This is a genomic window from Anabaenopsis elenkinii CCIBt3563 (assembly GCF_015245355.1).
Taxonomy (GTDB): domain Bacteria; phylum Cyanobacteriota; class Cyanobacteriia; order Cyanobacteriales; family Nostocaceae; genus Anabaenopsis; species Anabaenopsis elenkinii.
In genome coordinates this window covers 3,093,999-3,114,673 of record NZ_CP063311.1, presented here as the reverse complement: position 1 = coordinate 3,114,673, position 20,675 = coordinate 3,093,999, and the positions used below count along the sequence as shown (strand labels likewise).

The following is a 20,675-nucleotide window of genomic DNA, read 5'->3' as shown; positions in this document are numbered from 1 at the left end:
CAATGAAACCAACTCACAAAAAAAAGCTCAGATTAAAACCCAGATTCCAGCCCTCTGTTTTTCTGCTGATTCTACTTTTCTGTCTTACTTTAGCTATCCCTCCTGTGATTGCTCAGATTCATACAGATACAATACAACTGATACAACAAGGCAGGCAACTTTACAACTCAGGGGAATTTACCAAAGCTATACCAGTTTGGCAACAAGCCATCAGAACATTACCCCATCAATCCCTGAATGCAGCCACTGTATGGAGTAACCTTTCTCTCACCCATCAGCAATTAGGAGAATGGGAAGCAGCCAATACAGCCATTAACAAAAGTTTGGAGATTTTACAATCTACCAAAACGACTACAGAACAACAACGTATTTTAGCTCAAACTCTGGATATTCAAGGGCAACTCCTCCAAAAAACCGGGCAATCTCAGGCGGCTTTAAATACATGGCAAAAAGCTGCTAGACTTTATCCCCAGTCAGTCGATGGTCAACTTCATCAAATTAATTTGATTAATCAAGCTCAAGCTATGGAAGATTTAGGACTTTATGGGCGAGCTTGTCAAACCTTGTTAGCAACATTAGATTTAAGCGATGAAGAATGTGACATTTCTGAGGTGGAAATAACAAAACTGCAACAGGAGATACTAGCAAATCCCCAGAAGATTTACCAAGCCAAAGCTTTAAGAAGTCTGGGTAATGTGATGCGCATTCAAGGTAATTTGACTCAAGGGCAAAAAATCCTAGAAGCTAGTTTAGCAATTGCTCAAACCAGTAATTTACCAGCAGATGAAAGTAAAGTTTTGCTGAACTTAGCTAATATAGAACTGGCCTTAGCCAATAGAGCTACAGAACTAAGAAATAACCGACAAGCGGCAATTTATCGACGCAAAGCGTTAGAGAAATATCAAGCAGCTGATGAAAAAGCAGCTTCTGTGTTATATCCAGATTCAGCTATTTTACAAGTGAAATCTCAACTCAATCAGCTAGAATTATTAATAGGAGAGCAAAAATGGACCAAAGCACAAGCTTTAATATCTCCAATCAAAGTTTTATTAACTCAACTCCCCCGGGGTAGAGAAGCCATTTATGCTCAGATTAGTTATACCAGGAATTCTCTTTGTTTACAGCAAAAACAGCTAACTTGCCTCAGTCCTACAACTCTCAACTTATCATCCGTTGATCAAGTATCTTTCCAGGAGGCAATTGACAGCTTAAACAGTGCTGCACAAGATGCCGCCCAACTTCAAGATCAACGGACAAAATCCTATATCCTGGGACTTGTGGGAAGATTATATGAGAGTCGCCAGGACTGGAATACAGCTAATAACTACACTCAACAAGCATTATATGACTCTTGGCAGGCTCAGGCACCAGAGTTAACCTATCAATGGCAATGGCAACAAGGGCGACTGCTCAAAGCTCAAGGCAAAACTGAAGCAGCCCTGACTGTTTACGCCCAATCACTGGCAAATCTGCGCTCCTTACGCCCAGCCTTAGTGGCTATTAATACTGAAAATCAATTTAATTTTAGGGAAAATACTGAACCTGTTTATCGTCAATATGTCAGTTTATTGTTGCAGCGTCAAGACAACGCCGACATACCCCAAAAAAACTTAGAGCTAGCCCGTGAAACCATAGATTCTCTGCAATTAGCTGAGTTAGAAAACTTCTTGCGATTGGTTTGTCTGGATGCGAAGCCAGTGGTTATTGACGACATAACGGATAAACAAGACCCCACTGCTGCTCTGATTTATCCTATTCTTTTAGAAAACAGTTTTGAAATTATTGTTAAGTTACCACAAAATAAAGACCTACTTCATTACACCACAAAGATTGATAAAAATATAGTTGAGGAAATTCTGGGAGAACTGACTCAGGAGTTGAGTTTAGCTAACCCAAACAATATTAGAATTGATCCTCGAGTCTATGAAAGAGTAATTTTGAGTAATGCGCAGATCCTATACCAATGGCTGTTAGCTCCTGCTGAAAAAGATTTAGCCCAAAGTCAGACTAAAACTTTGGTTTTTGTCTTGGATAGTGCTTTGCAGAATATTCCTATGTCTGTACTCCACAACGGTGAAAAGTATATAGTCGAACAGTACAACATTGCTCGTGCTCCTGGCTTAGAACTTACAGACTTGCAACCTTTTGTGGACAAAAAACCTCGGGCTCTCATCGGCGGATTGAGTGAAGTCCCCGAAGAGCAGGAGCAACAATTTTCTCCATTACCCTTTGTCCTCCAAGAAGTACAACAAGTTCAATCACAAGTTCCTAGTAGCACTAAGTTACTTAATCCCTCTTTTACCAGTGCAGGCTTGAAAAATAGCCTCAATTCAACCCCTTTTACTATTGTTCACCTAGCGACCCACGGACAGTTTAGCTCCCAACGTGATGATACTTTTCTCCTGACTTGGGATGATCGCCTGAATCTCAACCAGTTAAATAGTTTACTGCGTTCTAGAGATCAGCAGCCTATTGAATTACTAGTATTGAGTGCTTGCGAAACCGTAAAGGGAGATAGGAGAGCCGCCCTAGGGCTGGCTGGCGTTGCTGTCCGAGCGGGGACTCCCAGCACATTAGCTACCCTTTGGCAGGTCAATGATCAATCAACGGCTCTGTTCATGAGTGAATTTTATCAGGCTTTGATGGGTAAAAATATGAGTAAGGCCGCTGCTTTGCGCCAAGCCCAATTAGCTCTTTTAAATAACCCAGAATACAACAGTCCCTATTATTGGGCGGCTTACGTTCTCTTAGGTAAGTGGTTGTGAGACTCCCCAGATGAAATACCAAGACCCAACCTCTGGGTTGGGATACGTCCACTTGACATGAGACGATAGAACATGGCAAAAAAGCGGAGAGTCCAGGTTATGATTGATGGATTCATCAAACATCCCAGTTGTAAGTTATTCCTTCAGATATTCATCGGCTTAATTACTACTGCAAATATGCAGGTAGTTAACGCCCAACTCACACCAGACAATAGCTTAAACTCCACAGTCAGGAATGATACGGTAAATAACCGTGACATCATCGAAGGGGGAGCCATCCGTGGGAGTAACTTATTTCACAGTTTCACTGATTTTAACGTCGGCGCTGACAGAGGGGTTTATTTTAGTAACCCCGATAGTATTGGCAATATTTTCACCAGGGTGACGGGAACTAATCCTTCTAGTATTTTGGGAACCTTGGGAGTGTTGGGGAATGCTAACCTGTTTTTAATTAATCCCCATGGTATTAGTTTTGGTGACAATGCTCGGTTAGATGTCAAAGGTTCCTTTATAGCTGCTAGTGCCGATAGTACCATCTTTGATAATTATGAGTTTAGTAGCACAGATACCACAGCACAGCCGTTATTAACAGTAAATATTCCCAGGGGGTTAAGATTTCGGGATGATCCAGGAAATATTACCCTGACTAATTCTAGTCTGAGTGTTCCAGAGGGTAAAACCTTAGCTTTGATAGGGGGTAATGTCAGCCTGAATAATACTCAAATCAGGTCACCCGGAAGTACAGTACAGTTGGGTGGTTTAACCCAATCCGGAAGGGTTGATATAGATGACAACTTGGGTTTGAGCTTTCCCCGTCCCTTAGATAGCGCCGCCACAAATATCACCAAAGGAAATGTCAGCCTCAGTAATGGTGCGGCGGTAAATGTTGCTGCTGGGGGTGGTGGGAGCATAACAATAAATTCCCAAAATTTAGAGATAACTGGAAATAGTCAGCTGCTTGTTGGGATAGCACCGGGGATGGGTTCACCAGATGCTCAAGGGGGAGATATTCAGATTAATAATGCTGATAAAATCACCCTGGATAACTCCTTCATATTGAATGGCGTATTCGGCCAAGGAAATGGGGGGAATATCCACATCAATACTTCTAGTTTAACTTTGAAAGATTTTGGTTTATTTTTTGCCGGTATATTTGGTAAAGGTAATGCCGGAGCGATAACCATTACAGCCACCGATGGGGTGACTCTGACAGGGGAAAATAGTCACGGATTTAGCAGTTATATAACTAGTACTGTACTACCTACAGGAGAAGGAAATAGTGGCGGTATCACTATTGATACTTCTACCTTAACCCTGGAAAACGGAGCTAATATTAATACTAGTACATCTGGTAAAGGTAATGCTGGGGCGATAAACATTACAGCCACTGAGGGGGTGACTCTCAGGGGGGAATCTAGTCAAGGATTTAGTAATAGTTATATAGCTAGTGCAGTAGCACCAACAGCACAAGGAAATAGCGGGGATATTACCATTGATACTTCTACTTTGACTCTGGAAAATGGTGGTACTATTAATGCTAGTACCTTTGGTCAGGGTAATGCCGGGTCGATTGTGATTAGAGCCGCTGATGGCGTGACTATCCGGGGGGAATCTAGTCGAGGACTTACTAGTTCTGTATCTAGTGCAGTAGCACAAACAGCACAAGGAAATAGCGTGGGTATTACCATTGATACTTCTACTTTGACACTGGAAAATGGTGGTATTATTAATGCTAGTACCTTTGGTAAAGGCAATGCCGGAGCGATTAACATTCGAGCTACAGAGCAAGTAGGGATTTCAGGTACTTATTTTAACCCAGCATTAAACAGAGATGTGGGCGGCATTGTAGCCTTCACCCTCACAGATAATAATGCCGGAAACATTACCATCAACACCCCCAGATTCCAAATTTCCGACGGAGCCGGCGTAGAAGCCTTTACCCAAGGCGCAGGTAACGCCGGTAATGTCACCATCACCGCACCTCAAATCGTGGACATTGGGGACAACAGTAAAATCATCGTGGAAACCTCCAGCGCCGGGCGACCGGGTAACATCAACATTAATACAGACACCCTGAACATAGGTAAAGATGCTCAACTAAGTGCCACCGCCACCGCCACCGCCACTAATACCCAAGGCGGCGGAAGTATCACCCTTAACAGTTCTAACTTAACCATCTCCGGCAAACTCGGTATATTTGCCCAAACCCAAGGACAAGCCCCCGCCGGTAACCTCACCTTACAACCCTACAACAACCACCCCAACCTGAATATCAACTTTACCGACAAAGGTTTTATTTCTGCCTCCACCACCGCCAGGGGAGCCGGGGGAAATATCAGCCTCACCGCCCCCCAACAGATGAACATTCAGGGTAATGGTAAAATCTCTGTGGAAACATCAGGTAGTGGTAATGCAGGTCAGATAGACATCAAGACCCCTAACTTAAACCTCGCCCAGGGCGTAGAAATCACCGCCTCCACCAGCCAACAAGGCAATGCTGGCAATATTCAACTCTACATCACAGACAACCTGCGGTTAAATAATAGCAGCATTTCCTCCAGCACCACCCCAGACTCCACAGGTCGAGGGGGAAACATCATCATTGACCCCATACTCATAGAATTAAATAGCGGTTCCACCATTGCTGTTAATAGTGCGGGAGCCGGGGATGGTGGTAATATTTTCCTCACAGGGGAAAACCTCAATCTCTCTCAAGGCTCGACAATTACCGCCAACACTGCCAGTGGAGAAGGTGGTAATATTACCCTCAACATCACAGACACCATCCGTCAACGGGACAGGAGCAATATTTCTGCCACCGCTGGGGGTAGTGGCAATGGTGGTAACATAACAGTCAATACAAGTTTTCTCCTGAGTAGAGATAGTAATATTACTGCCGATGCCTTTGCAGGAAGAGGGGGAAATATTAACATCACCGCCCAGAGAATCTTTCAGGATAGAGATAGTAAAATTACTGCTAGTTCCCAACTGGGTATTGATGGTGTCATAGAAACTAATACCCCGGAGGTTGACCCGATTCAGGGATTAATTGAATTTCCGGAGGATGTCCTTGACCCCAATGCTTTAATTGCCCAAAATGCTTGTAGACAATGGGGAAAAAGTGAATTTACAGTCCGAGGTAAGGGGGGTTTACCTGGTTCCCCAGAACAAATACATAGTAGTCATGAGGTAGGGGTGAGTTTAATTGCTCCCACGACTGAGGAATCATCGGCTGTGGTAACTCCTGTATCTATCATGACTCGAAGAGTTATCCCCGCCCAGGGATGGGTAGTTAATGCTCAAGGAGATGTGGTTTTAGTGGCTGCTCCCAGGGGAAATAACCCTCAGCGAGTTCCTGTTGCAACGACGTGTAACTAATTGTAAATTATTTGCTTAAAGCAAGTAAATCTTACTAAATCACGGTATACTAAAAGTAGTTGATTTAATGAGGTTTTGATGCAGCATGTTACTCCCAAGGAAGCACATATTGTAAGTAAATGTCCTATATTGGGGAGGAGAATCAATTGAGGATTGATACTCCCCGGATTTCCTGATTATGGCGACTCTGAAGGTGCTTTTGCCAGCCCCACTGATGCCAACAATTCCACCCAATACTGATTAATCTGGGAATCATGGGGGCGTTGACGGCGTAAATCGGCTAAAATGCTGACAAAATTTTCCCACAGTCCAGCGGTGGCATAAAGCATTGCCTGATCTAAGGGTTCCGTCGTCTGTTGCATCTGAGAGTAAAGATTAGGATCTTTGACTACCTCAATCTTACCTTTTAAGTACAAATCTATAGGACTAGAGGAATCACAAATGATGGAAAGTTTCCAAGTATATGCACGGTCTGCTGTTAATGGTGCTTCACTAGTAGGTATTTTGATACTCACAATACCTGCTTTGGCACCACCCTCAAAGGTCTTTCTATACAAGTTTTGGGGTATTTGATCATCCCTGAGCAGAAATTCCAGTCTTGGGATTGCTGTGGTAGTTTCAGGAATGTAGAACCAGAATTGGGGATGCTCGGATGTGGTTCGTTGCTTTCCATCTTGTTCGTTAGCGGGGATGAGGGAAACAGGAAACTGTTCATCCGGGAAACATTTTTCCTCCTTATTTGTAGTCCCTTCAGGTACACGTGAGCCTCCGCCGACAGTTCTACTAGGCCTGCCTTCCGGGAATATAATTACATTGCTACCCGGTTGGGTATAAGCTTCAAGATTCCTGATGGCTTCTGCGGCTTGGCGATCGCCGGGACGTGCTGCTAATGCTTGCTGGAAATATACTAAAGCTTGGCGATATTCTCTCTGGGCAATTTTTGCATAACCAACTTGCATATATTGGTCATAGGTTGAGATGCTCTTAACTACGTGGTCAGGTTGATGTGTTGCTAAGACTGGAGTGGGAGGGATCAAACCTAGGGGTAAACAGAAGCAGCCAGTGAATAGAAAGTGTAGCCAAAGTTGATATTTCATACAAGAACTACTTAACTGGTAATAGAAATATTTTCACCATAACTCCAGATTGGGAACGCTGGTGACAGTGAACAGCCTGATGGCTGTTCACTCCTGACTGCTAATTAACTACTTACGCTTCGTCTAGAGCCGCAATACCAGGTAAGATTTTACCTTCTAACAGTTCCAAGCTAGCCCCCCCACCGGTGGAGATGTGGCTCATTTGATCAGCTAAACCGACCTTTTCCACAGCGGCCACTGAGTCACCACCACCGATGATTGTGGTTGTACCAGTTTTACCGATTTCTGCGAGAGTATGAGCGATCGCTTCTGTACCAGTTGCAAATTTATCAAACTCAAACACACCCATAGGGCCGTTCCAAATCACGGTTTTGCAATCAGCCAAAGCTGCTTGGAAAACTTTCACGGAATCTGGCCCAATATCCAAACCCATACCATCAGCGGGAATATTTTCAATACTGACAGTTGTTGCATTCGCATCGGGGGCGAACTTATCTGCTGAGACGATATCTGTAGGTAACAAGAAGGTAACGCCACGTTCTTTAGCTTTAGCTTCCAAAGTCTTGGCCAGTTCCAGTTTATCTTCTTCTACCAAAGACTTACCAACACTTAAACCCCGGGCTTTATAGAAGGTGAAAATCATCCCCCCACCGATGATCAGCTTATCGCATTTTTCCAGGAGAGTTTCAATCACACCTATTTTACTAGAAACCTTAGAACCGCCAATAATTGCTGCCAAAGGACGTTGAGGATCTTCAATAGCACTCTGTAAGTACTGTAGTTCCTTCTCGATCAAATATCCCCCCACAGAAGGACTCAAATAGTGAGTTACGCCTTCAGTGGAAGCGTGGGCGCGGTGTGCGGTACCAAAAGCATCATTCACATAAAAGTCGGCATTAGCTGCTAATTTTTTGGCAAATTCTGGGTCGTTTTTCTCTTCTTCCTTGTAGAAGCGGACATTTTCGAGCAACAGAACTTGTCCATTTTGTAAAGCTGCAACTTGAGCAGCAACGCCATCGCCGATACAGTCATCAGTTTTGACAACTTCTTGACCTAGCAATTCCGAGAGACGTTGAGCAACTGGGGTTAAACGTAGCTTGTCATCCACACCCTTGGGACGACCAAAATGGCTAGCTAGAATTACCTTAGATCCTTTCTGGATCAAATCTTGGATAGTGGGCAGAGCAGCGCGAATGCGAGTATCATCGGTGATATTACCTTGGTCATCTACAGGGACGTTAAAATCAACCCGTACTAAGGCACGTTTACCTGATATATCACTGGCGGACAAATTTGCTAAAGTTTTTTTTGACATTATGATAGACTCTCCTGATTAGCCTTTTGTTATGGTTTTGAAAGTGGAACTATCGAGATTTTACGAGCAAGCAGCGATGGGTAAATCCCCCGTTATTTATGCGGGGCATATTCAGCTAATGACTGAATTGATTTGGTCGTGAAATGCTAAAATCATCATAGCGGTAAAGGGTACACTTAAAAAGCGTGGGATTAACAACTGCGAGGGTGGTAGGTGACTTCCACCGTGTCAGCTTGTGGACTCGGAGAAGCCGACTTTTCCAGAGTGAAGCAAGAATCCCCCGGCTTCTAGCCGTGGGGAGTGTCAAATGGACTAATCCTTGGGGCATTTTGGCTCTACCGGTGAAGCGAGAATCCCCGAAATTATATTTCAGTGAGTGTCAACCGAGTCAGGGGTGCTAAGTGACAGTGATGTTTAAAACAGTACTATTTCCAATTGATCAAAGCCGGGAAGCGCGAGAAGCTGCTGACGTAGTTACCAACCTTGTGCAGAAGTACGGTAGTCGCTTGGTGCTGCTGTCTGTGGTGGAAGAAACAGCCACAGATGTAGCCGAACCGGATGCTATGCAGTCCTCAGAGATTGTCTCTCAATTGCTGTCAAGTGCCCAATCTTTATTTTCTCAGCAAGGAATTGAATGTGAGATTCTGGAAAGACAAGGGAAACCGGCCTTTACTATCTGTGATGTGGCTGATGACATCGGGGCAGATTTAATTATCATGGGTTGTAGAGGATTAGGTTTGACTGAGGAGGGAGCAAGTGATAGTGTGACTACCCGTGTGATTAACCTTTCTCCTTGTCCGGTGTTGGTTGTGCCTTAATCTTGCTCAGATAGGAGCGCTCGCGTCTAGACTCGATCCCTAACGGCACTTTTCTAGCCTCAATTTCTTGGGTTTCGTAACATCCCTCCATCTTCACAAGTAACATAGTTCGGTTATCCGGCTACTGGTCAGCAACTGATGAGGGAGTTTTCGCGTCACTATAGATGTAGTTAGTAAAGTTTAGGAAATTATTTTTTTGCCAAGGAAATACTTTTCAATTATAATTATAAGATTTGCCTGAGCTACTTTACTATCCTGTTGATTTGTCTTAATATAGAAGAAGTAGAACTCATATCGACTTCAGATTTAACAATTGCACATCGCGGCCGAGGATAAAAAGAATTTACGCCAGTAATTAAGTGTGCTTCTAGGAGATTTCAAAATTCAGGGAAGGTAAAGGAACCTAAATGAGGTAGGGACATTCTTAATCTTCCATAGGCGGTGTATGAATTGACTTCTTTTGGTAGCGCCCTATGTTCCGTGATATGTTTACTACCTTTTCACACCAGATTTAGTTATTCAAGATCCGTTGTATTTACGGAGTAGAGGACAACGCACCAATGGCTATTGTTAACACCAAAACAGAAAACATCAATACCAAATTCACGGCTGATATGGTCAGAACCTATCTGCGGGAAATTGGTCGGGTACCACTGCTAACTCGAGAAGAAGAGATTATTTTTGGCAAGCAGGTACAACAGATGATGACCCTTGTGGAGGCTAAAGAGGCTTTAGCACAAGAACTAGGTCATGAACCTAGTTTAGCAGAGTGGGCTGCCCATGTTAACCAAACCGAAACACAGATCAAACACTCTGTAACCCAAGGTAAACGGGCCAAGCAAAAGATGATTGAAGCCAACCTGCGCTTGGTGGTGGCGATCGCCAAGAAATACCAAAAGCGCAACATGGAGTTTTTGGATTTGATCCAGGAAGGAACTCTAGGATTAGAAAGGGGTGTAGAAAAGTTTGATCCCACCAGGGGTTATAAGTTCTCCACCTATGCTTACTGGTGGATTCGCCAAGCGATTACCCGGGCGATCGCCCAGCAAGGTCGCACCATTAGGTTACCGATTCATATCACCGAGAAACTCAACAAAATCAAAAAAGTACAGCGAGAACTGGCCCAAAGGTTTGGGCGATCGCCCACTCCGGCGGAAATTGCGCAGGAGTTGGAACTAGAACCGGTGCAAATTCGGGAGTACTTAAATATGGCTCGTCAACCAGTGTCCTTAGATGTGAAAGTTGGCGATAACCAGGATACAGAATTGCAAGAAATGCTCGAAGATGAAAGTCCATCTCCTGAGTATTACACTACCCAAGAGTTTTTGCGTGAAGACCTAAATAAGTTGTTGGAGGAACTCACACACCAACAAAGACAGGTTTTAGCTCTGCGCTTTGGTTTAGAAGATGGTAATGAAATGTCTTTAGCTAAAGTGGGAGAACGCTTAAATCTCAGCCGTGAGCGCGTCCGTCAACTAGAACATCAAGCTCTTGCTCATTTGCGCCGTCGTCGCGCCAATGTGAAAGAGTACGTTGCTAGTTAAAAGCAGATAGCTTGCGGTGACGCGCCTCCTGAAGTCAGGGGGCGATTTTTTATGTTGTTTTTGGGATCGTTGTATTTAAAACTCAATCCCTGCTTGCGCCTTCACTCCTTGATCCCGGAAAGGATGTTTAATCAGAGTCATTTCCGTGACTAAATCTGCTCGCTCGATTAAAGCAGGGGGTGCGCCTCGACCTGTGAGAATTACGTGCTTGTTGGGTGGTTTTTCGGCTAAACCTGCTAAAACTTGATCGACTTCTAAATAGCCCATTTTGAGGGCGATATTGATTTCATCCAGCAACACTAGCTGAAATTCTGGATTGCGGATATATTCTAATGATTTTTCCCAAGCGGCGCTGGCTTTGTCAAGGTCGCGATCGCGGTCTTGAGTTTCCCAGGTAAAGCCTTCCCCCATAGCATGAAATTCTATCTGGTCTTCCCAAAAGCTAAAAACCTTTTTTTCTGATGGTTCCCAAGCGCCTTTGATGAATTGGACGATCGCTACTTTATAGCCATGGCCGAGCGATCGCAAAACCATACCCAAAGCGGCCGTAGTTTTCCCCTTACCATTACCAGTATTAACTATAATTAAACCTTTTTCTGGTATAGCTGCTGCTATCCGGCGATCCTGTACCTCTTTGCGCCGCTGCATCTTTTGGCGGTACTGTTCATCAGTTAGATTATTTAGGGTTGAGGACATGATTTCGTCTATTAAGCGTTCAATTTCTCTATCTGAGTTTAACTCTTCTGGTGTATCGCTTTTCATCAACCTTAGTTATCAAGTATGAATTTTTCTCACGTACAGCAAGACCACAGGACTCAAGAGTTACTCTTGAAAAGACTGGATTTATTCAGGAGGGTAAATACATTGTTGTTTCATTTAACTCTTGTGAGAAATTATTTTGACATCCCAGATTAATTTCCCATCATATGACTTAGAGATAATGAAAAATGTTGGATATCTACATTTTTGTAGTATTTAATGAACTCAATTCTAAGAGGATGTTTGGAAAGTATTAAACAGGTAATTTTTATATTAGGGAACAGGGAGCAGGGAATGGGGGACACTCCGAAACAATAAAATCCAGTCCCCTCCCCTTACAAGGGGAGGGTTAGGGTGGGGTGAAACAATAGTTGATACACTAATCATGACTTATCAAACATCCTCTAAGAGAATCTGACCTGATAAATGTTCTGTCAAAACTTCATTTCAGATTCCCTAGGGATCATTTTCCCCCACAAGTTGATATCAGGCGCGCTCCCATGTCAGAGTTTGAGGATTTCCGCCTATGGGCGGCGTGACTAATACTAGGCGATCGCCAATAAATTGGAATTGGCGTAACTGCTCGGTTCCAATCCAATCAGGTATAAGGCTAATTTCCACATAATGAATTACTGTTTCTGCCTGTATTTCATATTTACCACTGTAAGAAACATAATTAGCAGATGCTTGAAGATATCTAATAATTGCTTTAATGTACTTAAAAGCAGTGACTAAAAGCCAAGGTCTTAAGAATACTTTCCTAGCATTCATCAACTCGGCTGAGGAAACTTCAATATTCAGGCGATGGGCTTTCATAATTGTTGCAGACATATAACCAGATTCTGTGTATGTAATATAACCAATGGGATGTTTCCCAAATGGGTAACAAGTCTGACCATCGCCAGATGTACTTTCCCAAGATACTAATTTCCAAGTCCCGACAAATTTGTTTTTACTCATCTTATTTATTTTATACTGGTAATTTGATACAGCTTTCCCAGACAACCCAGCAGGTAAATTGCTATTGTTATATCAGTATAATTTTTGTCGAAATTCTTCCCTGGGGATAATATCATAATTGCCTGAAATCTAGATAACATTAGATTCAGCGTGTTTAATATTCAGGAGTGCGAAAATGTCAAAAAAAATGGGTCAAAAAATCTCCCCCATACCCATGTCCACTGATATCGGCGTGGTAGATTTGATTAATAATTACTTCACAGCCTATAACTCAGCACGTTTGCGAGAAATCTGTCAACTCATGAGTCACGATATCTTAAAAGATGGGGTGACTGTGGGAGTGAGCCTTTCCGGTGCGATGACACCAGCTGGATTTGGAGTTTCAGCACTATCACCCCTAATTCGCAACGGTTTTATTGACTGGATGATTAGTACAGGTGCGAATCTTTACCATGATATGCACTATGGCTTAGGTTTTGAACTGTTTGCCGGTAATCCATTTTTGGATGATGTCAAGCTGCGCCAAGATGGTACGATCAGGATCTATGACATTATCTTTGGCTATGATGTCTTGCTAGAAACTGATGCTTTTATTCGCAAGATTCTCCAAGCTGAAGTATTTCAAAAACCCATGGGAACGGCGGAGTTTCACTATCTATTGGGTAAATATGTCCGAGAAGTAGAAAAGCAGTTGGGAGTAGAGCATTCTTGTTTGTTAGCCACAGCTTATGAATGTGGCGTACCTATTTATACCTCTTCCCCAGGAGATAGTTCCATTGGGATGAATGTGGCGGCTTTAGCTTTGGAAGGTTCAAAGTTAGTCATAAACCCTTCTATTGACGTGAACGAAACAGCAGCGATCGCCTATTGTGCGAGAGAATCAGCAGGGAAAAGTGCCGCTGTAATTCTCGGTGGTGGTAGTCCTAAGAACTTTTTACTACAAACACAACCGCAGATACACGAAGTTTTAGGACTAGAAGAACGGGGACACGATTACTTTGTACAGTTTACCGACGCTCGACCGGATACCGGAGGTTTGTCAGGTGCGACTCCCTCGGAAGCTGTGAGTTGGGGTAAAATCGACCCGGAAGAGTTACCCAGTACAATTGTTTGTTACACAGATAGCACCATAGCTTTACCCTTAGTCACAGCTTATGTTCTCAACCAGTGTCAACCTCGACCCCTGAAGCGGTTATATGACAGACGACCAGCAATGCTGGAGAAATTACAAACAGACTACCTAGCAGCTTTAGCACAACCATCAGACCAAGTCCCGGCCGCAGTAGCTGATATGGTATCTCAGGAGATAGCAACTTATCCCTGTGGTAGAGTCATTCCTCATCATCCTGAAAGCATTTAACTACATCACCCCTAAGGGGTGGGTCTCACCTCCGCAGTACTTCAGCGGGGATGATAGTACCTGATACCAGGGATACCCACCCCACAAAAGTGATCATTATTGATGATTTTCAACAGAAAATTTCTTATCAATGGTTTGACTTTCCCCATTAGCAGCAGTTGCTGTGATGATATAATTCATAGAATCCTCGGCAAAAGGAACGCGCAGGTGAAATGTACCATCGGGTTTGACTTTTATGGGTTTACCAGCAATATTTACCGTTGCACCAGGTTCTGTTGACCCGTGGATAATTAATTCACTATCTGTAAGCAACCAAAAATCAGCTTGGGGACGACTAAATACACGAATTATTTCTGAACGGACGATTGTTGTCCAGGCCTGGCCTTCAGTAATATAACCTATTTCGGCAATATAGTCATGATCAGTAAAGGGAATTCCCACATAACGACTAGGTGTAATGTCGTTGCATTCATACTGCTGTACCAGACCGGGAGTTTGATAACTCAAGTCTAAACCCGTAACGTCATATAAGCGCAGATATAATTGAGAGATGCTGTTATTTTCCAATATTGCCTTGTCAGTTGGGCAAATGTACCAAGTCGCATGAGCCCACTTGGGTGTACGGGGTTGGAGGATCAGACTGCTCTGATTAGTTATTTGCGGTAAACCCAGAAATTTTGTGGTTGCTGTTTGGATATTTTTATCTGTGGTATCAGTCAAGGGTATACCAAAGACGCGAATCCTTTGAGAACTGGTGATAGTCACCCAATCACCACCTATATTGTAACCTATGGCGGCCATATAATTGCGATCGCTTTGGGGAATCGGCAGATATTTCTCTGTTATTTCCCACTCTAATTCATATTCCTCTAGCAGTTGGGGAGTTTGATAACTCAAGTCTAAATCTGTGACATCATATAATCGCAAATATAATTGAGAGACACCTTGATTTGACAATGCTTCTTGACAAGTTTGATCAATATACCAAGTCGCATAAGCCCATTGTGCATTGCGGGGTTTGAGGACTATACTCCGATCCCCATCGAGTGCCAAGCTATCCCCTAAGGTATGATTCAACAATGGATTTTCTTCCCCCTCACCCTCATGGTCAATCCCGATTTCTACAAAGGTTTCACTGTCTGCAAAAATATCTGTCTCCTCTAGCTGATCACAGACCCTCCTATGATTCATGGGTTCAGCTGCATCAGCTACCATATTCAATATCTCTTCACTAATATCCATGGATATACCTGGTAAATTTGTGACTTTATCCGAGGGAATTTCACTTAGTAGCAAACTTTCACTTAAATCAAATTCTGGTTGGTGTTGTGCTGCTGTTTGCTCAAGAGAGTGTTTGCTCTGGCAATTTTCCCCATTAAATACCACCTCTGAAACTTGAGCATCTGTAGCTCCGGGGGATGGAAATTCGTCAAAGGACTCCATTTCTGGATAATTATTTAAATTTCCATTTCTCACCGGTTCTTGGTGATTAACGGTTTCACCCACAACAGACCTGATAGTATTTGTTGCAGTTACAGAGGTCTCATTACTCACAGTTGATTCCTCTTGTTTCTGATTAGGTTTATCAGTATAACCAGGCTCTTTCTTCTTAGAATCTGTCCTTAAACGTGACCTGAATAGCCAGATTAGTATTGCAATTACAACAGGAGTAGGTAATAAAAGCCACCATAAAGGTATTTTACCTATCTGAAAATAACTACGGATATCTTCTTGAGACCGGTCTCGATCAGATACAACCAGAGTATCTGGGTTGGAACTTGCTGCTGTTTGTGCTTTTCCCCGAGCCAGGGCCGTTTCTATGGCTTGCTTTCCTGATTCTGCCTGGGTAAACTGGAGAAAATTAACTACACTCTGTCCAGGATTTTGCTTGTAAGCATAAACCAAAGGCTGGGAATAGATATAGTTAGGCTGATCTGGTAAAGTTTCATTGATAGGAATCACCCGTACATCGGGCAGATGCGATACATCATGAACCATAGCATAGCTAATACCATCATTGCCCAGTTGCTGGATAATTTCCCTAGTATCGTCCTCTGGGACTAGGGTAGCATTCTCGCCTGTAGTAAATTCATTTCCCCGAAAACCTGGGTAGGTGCGAAATGTATTGCGGGTGGCGCTGCTGACTGGGCGGTCAATGAAGCGAATATTAATATCCGTACCTCCAACTTCTGACCAGTTGGTAATATTACCCCGGAAGATATTGGCGAATTGTTCAGAAGTCAAACCCCCCTGAAAGGGATTATCTTGACTAACTATGATAGCAATTGTTGCCCGGTGAATCAGTAATTGTGCCAGACCTTGGGCTTCTTCCTCTGGAGTCAAACCCCGAGGGATGGCTGCTATATCAATATTGCCACTGAGTAAAGCTGAGATGGCGACATCAGCGCCATTAGTTTCCAGTTCTACATTTGTCCCAGAAACCTCTTGCTCAAAACTCTGTTTTAAACTGCGGTTGATTGCTCCCACACTCATAGAACCATCAATTTTGATTGTAGTCTGATCTTTCACTGTTTGCGGCGCTAGGAAAGAGTCAGTAGGAGATTGTGCCACCACGGGTATCGGTACGAACACAGGTACTGTCAGAGGGTTAGTAACTAAAGACAGCAATAATGCTAGACTAAATATCTTACTATCTTTTTTTTCTTGTTGCCACATATATGAATCTGGTTAAACAAAGCTAGAGGATCTGGAATTGTATCTCTTTATATTAGGAGGAGAAGCGTTAATTATACATATGGGATGAAATTATCATTACTTTTTGACAAGGGAATATTGGCAAAGCCTTACTTGGGAACCCCCAGAATGTGGTGAATTTTGTAGAAGCGAAATTTGGAGAGTTTCACTATCAAAATAATACACGGTAGGCGATCACCCCTACCTGTAAAAAGTCTATTATCTAGAAGTCTTGATGGTTAGCTCATCTTACATAATGAGAAAAGTAGCCACACAGCTAGGTTGAAATTTAGCCTATGTGGGTAGGGCATCTTTGACTGTGCCACAAAGGTATGATTTGTTTATGCGATTCAATAAATCATATCGTCAACGTTGCGTAGCCAGGATTTCTTCCAGAGTAGCAACATCAGTTGAGAATCCCCACAGGTTGCAACCGGGGGAGAAGTCAAACACCCTTATATGGTTTCGTAAATCATGGAGAGTCAAAAAGCTCTAGAACTAGTAAAAAAAATTTTTCATCCCAGAAATCTTACCTATCCTGAGGAGCAAATCTTCTTGAAGACCTGGGAGGGAAAGCTATATCGGCAGATGGCAGCCGAACTAGGATACGATGTAGGCTACCTCAAAGATGTGGGTTCCCGGTTTTGGCTCTCTTTGTCTGAGAAGTTAGACCGTCACGTTACTAAAAAGAACCTCAGATGGATATTTAGTAGCATTTATGACGGGGACGATGGTGAGGCGGATGAATATTCGCCAATCTCCCATAGGTCAACAGATCAAGGTTTTCCTGACAGTCCCGTACCCTGGGGTTCTCCCTTTTATATCAAGCGCCCCCCCATTGAAAATCTTGGTATTGCCACAACTCTTCAGACTGGTGGACTGGTTCGTATCAAAGCCCCTAAATCTATGGGTAAGACCTCTTTGATTAATCATATCATGGGGGCTGTTCGTGAGGGAGGTATGCGTACATTGTATCTGGACATACAACAGGCTGATGAAGAAACCTTTAGGGATATTGATGTTTTTCTCCGTTGGTTTTGCCTTGCTATTGGTCAGCAGTTAAACTTAACACCTCATTTCAATGAGTATTGGTTTCCAGGAGCAGGTAGTAAACTCAGTTGTACAACATATATGCAAGAGTACCTTTTGCATCAGATTTCAGATCCCTTGGTGATAGCCATTGATAAGCTGCACTATCTGGTTAAGTATCCTAGTCTGGCTCAGAATTTCTTGACTATGTTGCGATCTTGGCACGAACAAGGTAAAGTTAATCACCATTGGCAAAAGTTGCGGCTGATTATGGCGTACTCAGCCGAGTTAGATTTACCTATTGAGTCCCATCAATCCCCATTTAATGTCGGGTTAGCCCTCAACTTATCTGAACTAACCATCACTCAAGCCTATGAACTGGCTGAATGTTATCACCTCAGTGGGGTTGGGATCACTGAGTTGGACAATATCCAACCCTTAGTAAATATGGTAGGGGGGCATCCTTTTCTGTTGCAAGTGGCATTCTACTGGCTGCAATCAGGATACCTAACCTTACCCCAATTACTAGAAGAAGCGCCTACAGTCAAAGGTATATATAATGACTATTTATTGCAACTGTGGCTGAGTTTACAACATGATGACCAGTTAATGGCAGCATTCTCCCAGGTAGTGTTTGCTCATGAACCTGTATCTATAGATATCACAAAGGCATACGTCCTGGAAGGCATGGGCTTAGTGAAAGTCAACGGGATGCAGGCTAGTTTAAGATGTGAACTTTATCGTCAGTACTTCAATAACCTGGTCGAGAACCTTTATGGTTAAGTCTTGTTACCAAGTAGGAGGAAGCCTCCCCCACAATACCCCCACCTATGTTCGGCGACAGGGGGATGAAGAACTGTATAATGCCCTACTAGCTGGAAAATTTTGCTACGTCTTTAACGCCAGGCAAATGGGTAAATCTAGCCTCCGGGTACGAGTGCAGCAACAACTTCAGGGTCTAAAATACAAGTGTGTATACTTAGATATGACCCAGTTAGGTTGTGAAGAAGTGACTCACCAGCAGTGGTATCGAGGGGTAATGCTGGACTTGTTGCGTAATCTTCAGCTTTTGGACAAGCTGAATCTGAGAGCTTTTTGGCAAACCTGGGAAATGTTGCCCATAGTCCAACAATTTCACTTACTGATAGATGAAATATTAGCTCACATACCAGAAACCCGGATATTTATTTTTGTTGATGAAATTGATAGTATTCTCAGCTTAAAGTTCCCTGTTAATGATTTCTTTGCCTTTATCCGCTCTTGTCATGAAATGCGCCCGGATAAACCCGGCTATGGGCGCTTAACCTGGGCTTTATTTGGTGTGGTTACCCCATCAGAGCTAATTTGCGATCGCAGTCGCACTCCCTTTAACATTGGTCATGGGATTCATCTGCAAGACTTTCATCTCCAAGAAGTACAACCCCTGCTCGAGGGTTTACAAGCTATAGCCACAGATCCACAGGCCATCCTCAAAGCCATTCTATTTTGGACTGGTGGCCAACCCTTGCTGACGCAAAAACTCTGTCAGCAGGTGATGTTATACCCACCAGCAGCAATAGTCCCGGGGAGAGAAGCAGAATTGATTGCACATATTGTGCGATCGCACCTCATCCAGAACTGGGAAAGCCAAGATGACCCAGAACACCTGCGGACTATTGCCAATAGGCTTGTATATGACCAGGAACGCGCCGGGAAACTGCTAACCCTTTACCAGCAAATTTTAACCCAGGGCGGTATTGCCACCGATGGCAGTCAAGAACAAATATATCTGTTGCTCTCAGGTTTAGTTCGCAAACACCAGGGACAACTCCAGGTGAAAAATCCCATCTATCGCGAAATTTTTAATCAGGAGTGGATCACCCAACAACTAAATAGTTTACGTCCCTACAGCCCCATGCTAACTGGGTGGGTGGCATCAGGTAAAGTTGATACATCCTGGTTATTACGGGGAAAAGCTCTAGGGGATGCCCAAGAGTGGGTCCGCAACAAGAACATCAGCACCCTAGACTATGAGTTTTTGCAGGCCAGCCTAGAGGTAAAGCAGCAAGAAATTCAACAACAGTTAGAAACCGAGCGCTTACAGGCGGTGAACGCCCGCTTAGTGGAGGAACAAAGGGCCACCCAACTGAAACTGCTCACCGACAACATCACCGTTGGCACCTACATAACCATAGTCCAGCCAGACGGAACCAACCACTTCACCTTTGTGAGCGATCGCTGGTTGGAGATTTGCGGTTTTAGCCGCGAGGAGTTTATGGCCAACCAGGATTTGGCCATTGAAGTTATTCACCCAGAGGAGCGTCAATCCCTCCTGGATCTTAACCGGACTTGCATAGATCATCATCTACCCTTCCGGTGGCGGGGACGCTTACTGAGTCAAGACAAAATTACCTGGGTGTCCATTGAATCTAACCCCCGCGTCTTCCCTGACGGTTCCCTAGTTTGGGAGGGGGTGATGATTGATATTACCCAGGGCGTTGAAGCCCAACAGCAGTTGAGCCGGGTTAACGCTGAACTTGAGGAACGCGTAGCCCGACGCACAGAACAGCTACAACTGGCCAACCAGGCACTGAGCCGGGCTACTGGCCTGCAATCCAGGCTGTTGTGGTTGGTGTCCTTAGCCCTGTTTGTATCCTTGGGATTCACTCTAGCTGAACGCATTTCCGGGTCATGTACTTTCGGTCAATATCAGCCCCAACTGACAACTGATTGCCACGGGCTGGAATGACACATCAGTGATATTACAGTATTAAGTTGTAAGTAGTATATGAGTCTATATTAACCCACTGTACTTACATTGGTTTTCAGATGCTGTAATTAAAAATTCGTTTTTTTATGGAAAAAACTATATATAGCCTTTTTCAGGCTAATGAAGTACACATCAATTCCCTGTTCCCTGTTCCCTGTTCCCTGAAACTAAACAACTTTGTACCTCACGAGCATGGGAAATGCTATA

General features: G+C 43.6%; 12 protein-coding genes. 7 read left to right on the top strand and 5 right to left on the bottom strand.

What is annotated here, in order from left to right:
* Window positions 1-104: 104 nt before the first annotated feature.
* A complete protein-coding gene (locus IM676_RS13645; RefSeq protein WP_200987405.1) occupies window positions 105-2,765 on the top strand; it encodes a CHAT domain-containing protein in 2,661 nt (886 codons plus the stop codon).
* Window positions 2,766-2,864: 99 nt separating this feature from the next.
* Window positions 2,865-6,143 (top strand): two-partner secretion domain-containing protein, encoded by a 3,279-nt coding sequence (locus IM676_RS13640; RefSeq protein WP_225880363.1) that lies wholly within the window; start codon window positions 2,865-2,867, stop codon window positions 6,141-6,143.
* 176 nt (window positions 6,144-6,319) lie between these two features.
* On the opposite strand, the gene IM676_RS13635 is transcribed toward IM676_RS13640, so the two are convergent.
* Entirely contained in the window at window positions 6,320-7,240 is a 921-nt protein-coding gene (locus IM676_RS13635) for a DUF928 domain-containing protein (RefSeq protein WP_200987403.1), read from the bottom strand.
* A gap of 112 nt (window positions 7,241-7,352) precedes the next feature.
* Window positions 7,353-8,555: a phosphoglycerate kinase gene (locus IM676_RS13630; RefSeq protein WP_200987402.1), complete on the bottom strand. Its 1,203-nt coding sequence runs from the start codon at window positions 8,553-8,555 to the stop codon at window positions 7,353-7,355.
* Window positions 8,556-8,965: 410 nt separating this feature from the next.
* On the opposite strand from IM676_RS13630, the gene IM676_RS13625 reads away from it, so the two are divergent.
* Window positions 8,966-9,373, top strand: a complete 408-nt coding sequence (locus tag IM676_RS13625) for a universal stress protein (protein ID WP_200987401.1) — start codon at window positions 8,966-8,968, stop codon at window positions 9,371-9,373.
* A 560-nt stretch (window positions 9,374-9,933) separates the two neighbouring features.
* A complete protein-coding gene (locus tag IM676_RS13620; protein WP_200987400.1) occupies window positions 9,934-10,917 on the top strand; it encodes an RNA polymerase sigma factor, RpoD/SigA family in 984 nt (327 codons plus the stop codon).
* 75 nt (window positions 10,918-10,992) lie between these two features.
* Here IM676_RS13620 and cobO read toward each other — a convergent pair whose 3' ends face one another.
* A complete protein-coding gene (gene cobO, locus IM676_RS13615; protein ID WP_200987399.1) occupies window positions 10,993-11,679 on the bottom strand; it encodes a cob(I)yrinic acid a,c-diamide adenosyltransferase in 687 nt (228 codons plus the stop codon).
* Between the two features lie 483 nt (window positions 11,680-12,162).
* Window positions 12,163-12,636: a lipocalin-like domain-containing protein gene (locus IM676_RS13610; RefSeq protein ID WP_200987398.1), complete on the bottom strand. Its 474-nt coding sequence runs from the start codon at window positions 12,634-12,636 to the stop codon at window positions 12,163-12,165.
* Between the two features lie 175 nt (window positions 12,637-12,811).
* Between IM676_RS13610 and IM676_RS13605 the strand changes: the two genes are divergently transcribed.
* A complete protein-coding gene (locus IM676_RS13605) occupies window positions 12,812-13,996 on the top strand; it encodes a homospermidine biosynthesis protein (protein ID WP_200987397.1) in 1,185 nt (394 codons plus the stop codon).
* A 96-nt stretch (window positions 13,997-14,092) separates the two neighbouring features.
* Here the strand turns inward: IM676_RS13605 and IM676_RS13600 are convergent, their stop codons facing one another.
* Complete coding sequence (locus tag IM676_RS13600; protein ID WP_200987396.1) at window positions 14,093-16,672, bottom strand: DUF4912 domain-containing protein; 2,580 nt, start codon at window positions 16,670-16,672, stop codon at window positions 14,093-14,095.
* Window positions 16,673-17,164: 492 nt separating this feature from the next.
* Here IM676_RS13600 and IM676_RS13595 point away from each other — a divergent pair, with 492 nt between their 5' ends.
* Both IM676_RS13595 and IM676_RS13590 read left to right on the top strand, forming a co-directional pair.
* Window positions 17,165-18,502 (top strand): AAA-like domain-containing protein, encoded by a 1,338-nt coding sequence (locus IM676_RS13595; protein WP_200987395.1) that lies wholly within the window; start codon window positions 17,165-17,167, stop codon window positions 18,500-18,502.
* Window positions 18,495-20,447 (top strand): AAA-like domain-containing protein, encoded by a 1,953-nt coding sequence (locus IM676_RS13590; protein ID WP_200987394.1) that lies wholly within the window; start codon window positions 18,495-18,497, stop codon window positions 20,445-20,447. The genes IM676_RS13595 and IM676_RS13590 overlap by 8 nt, the downstream gene beginning before the upstream one ends.
* Window positions 20,448-20,675 lie beyond the last annotated feature (228 nt).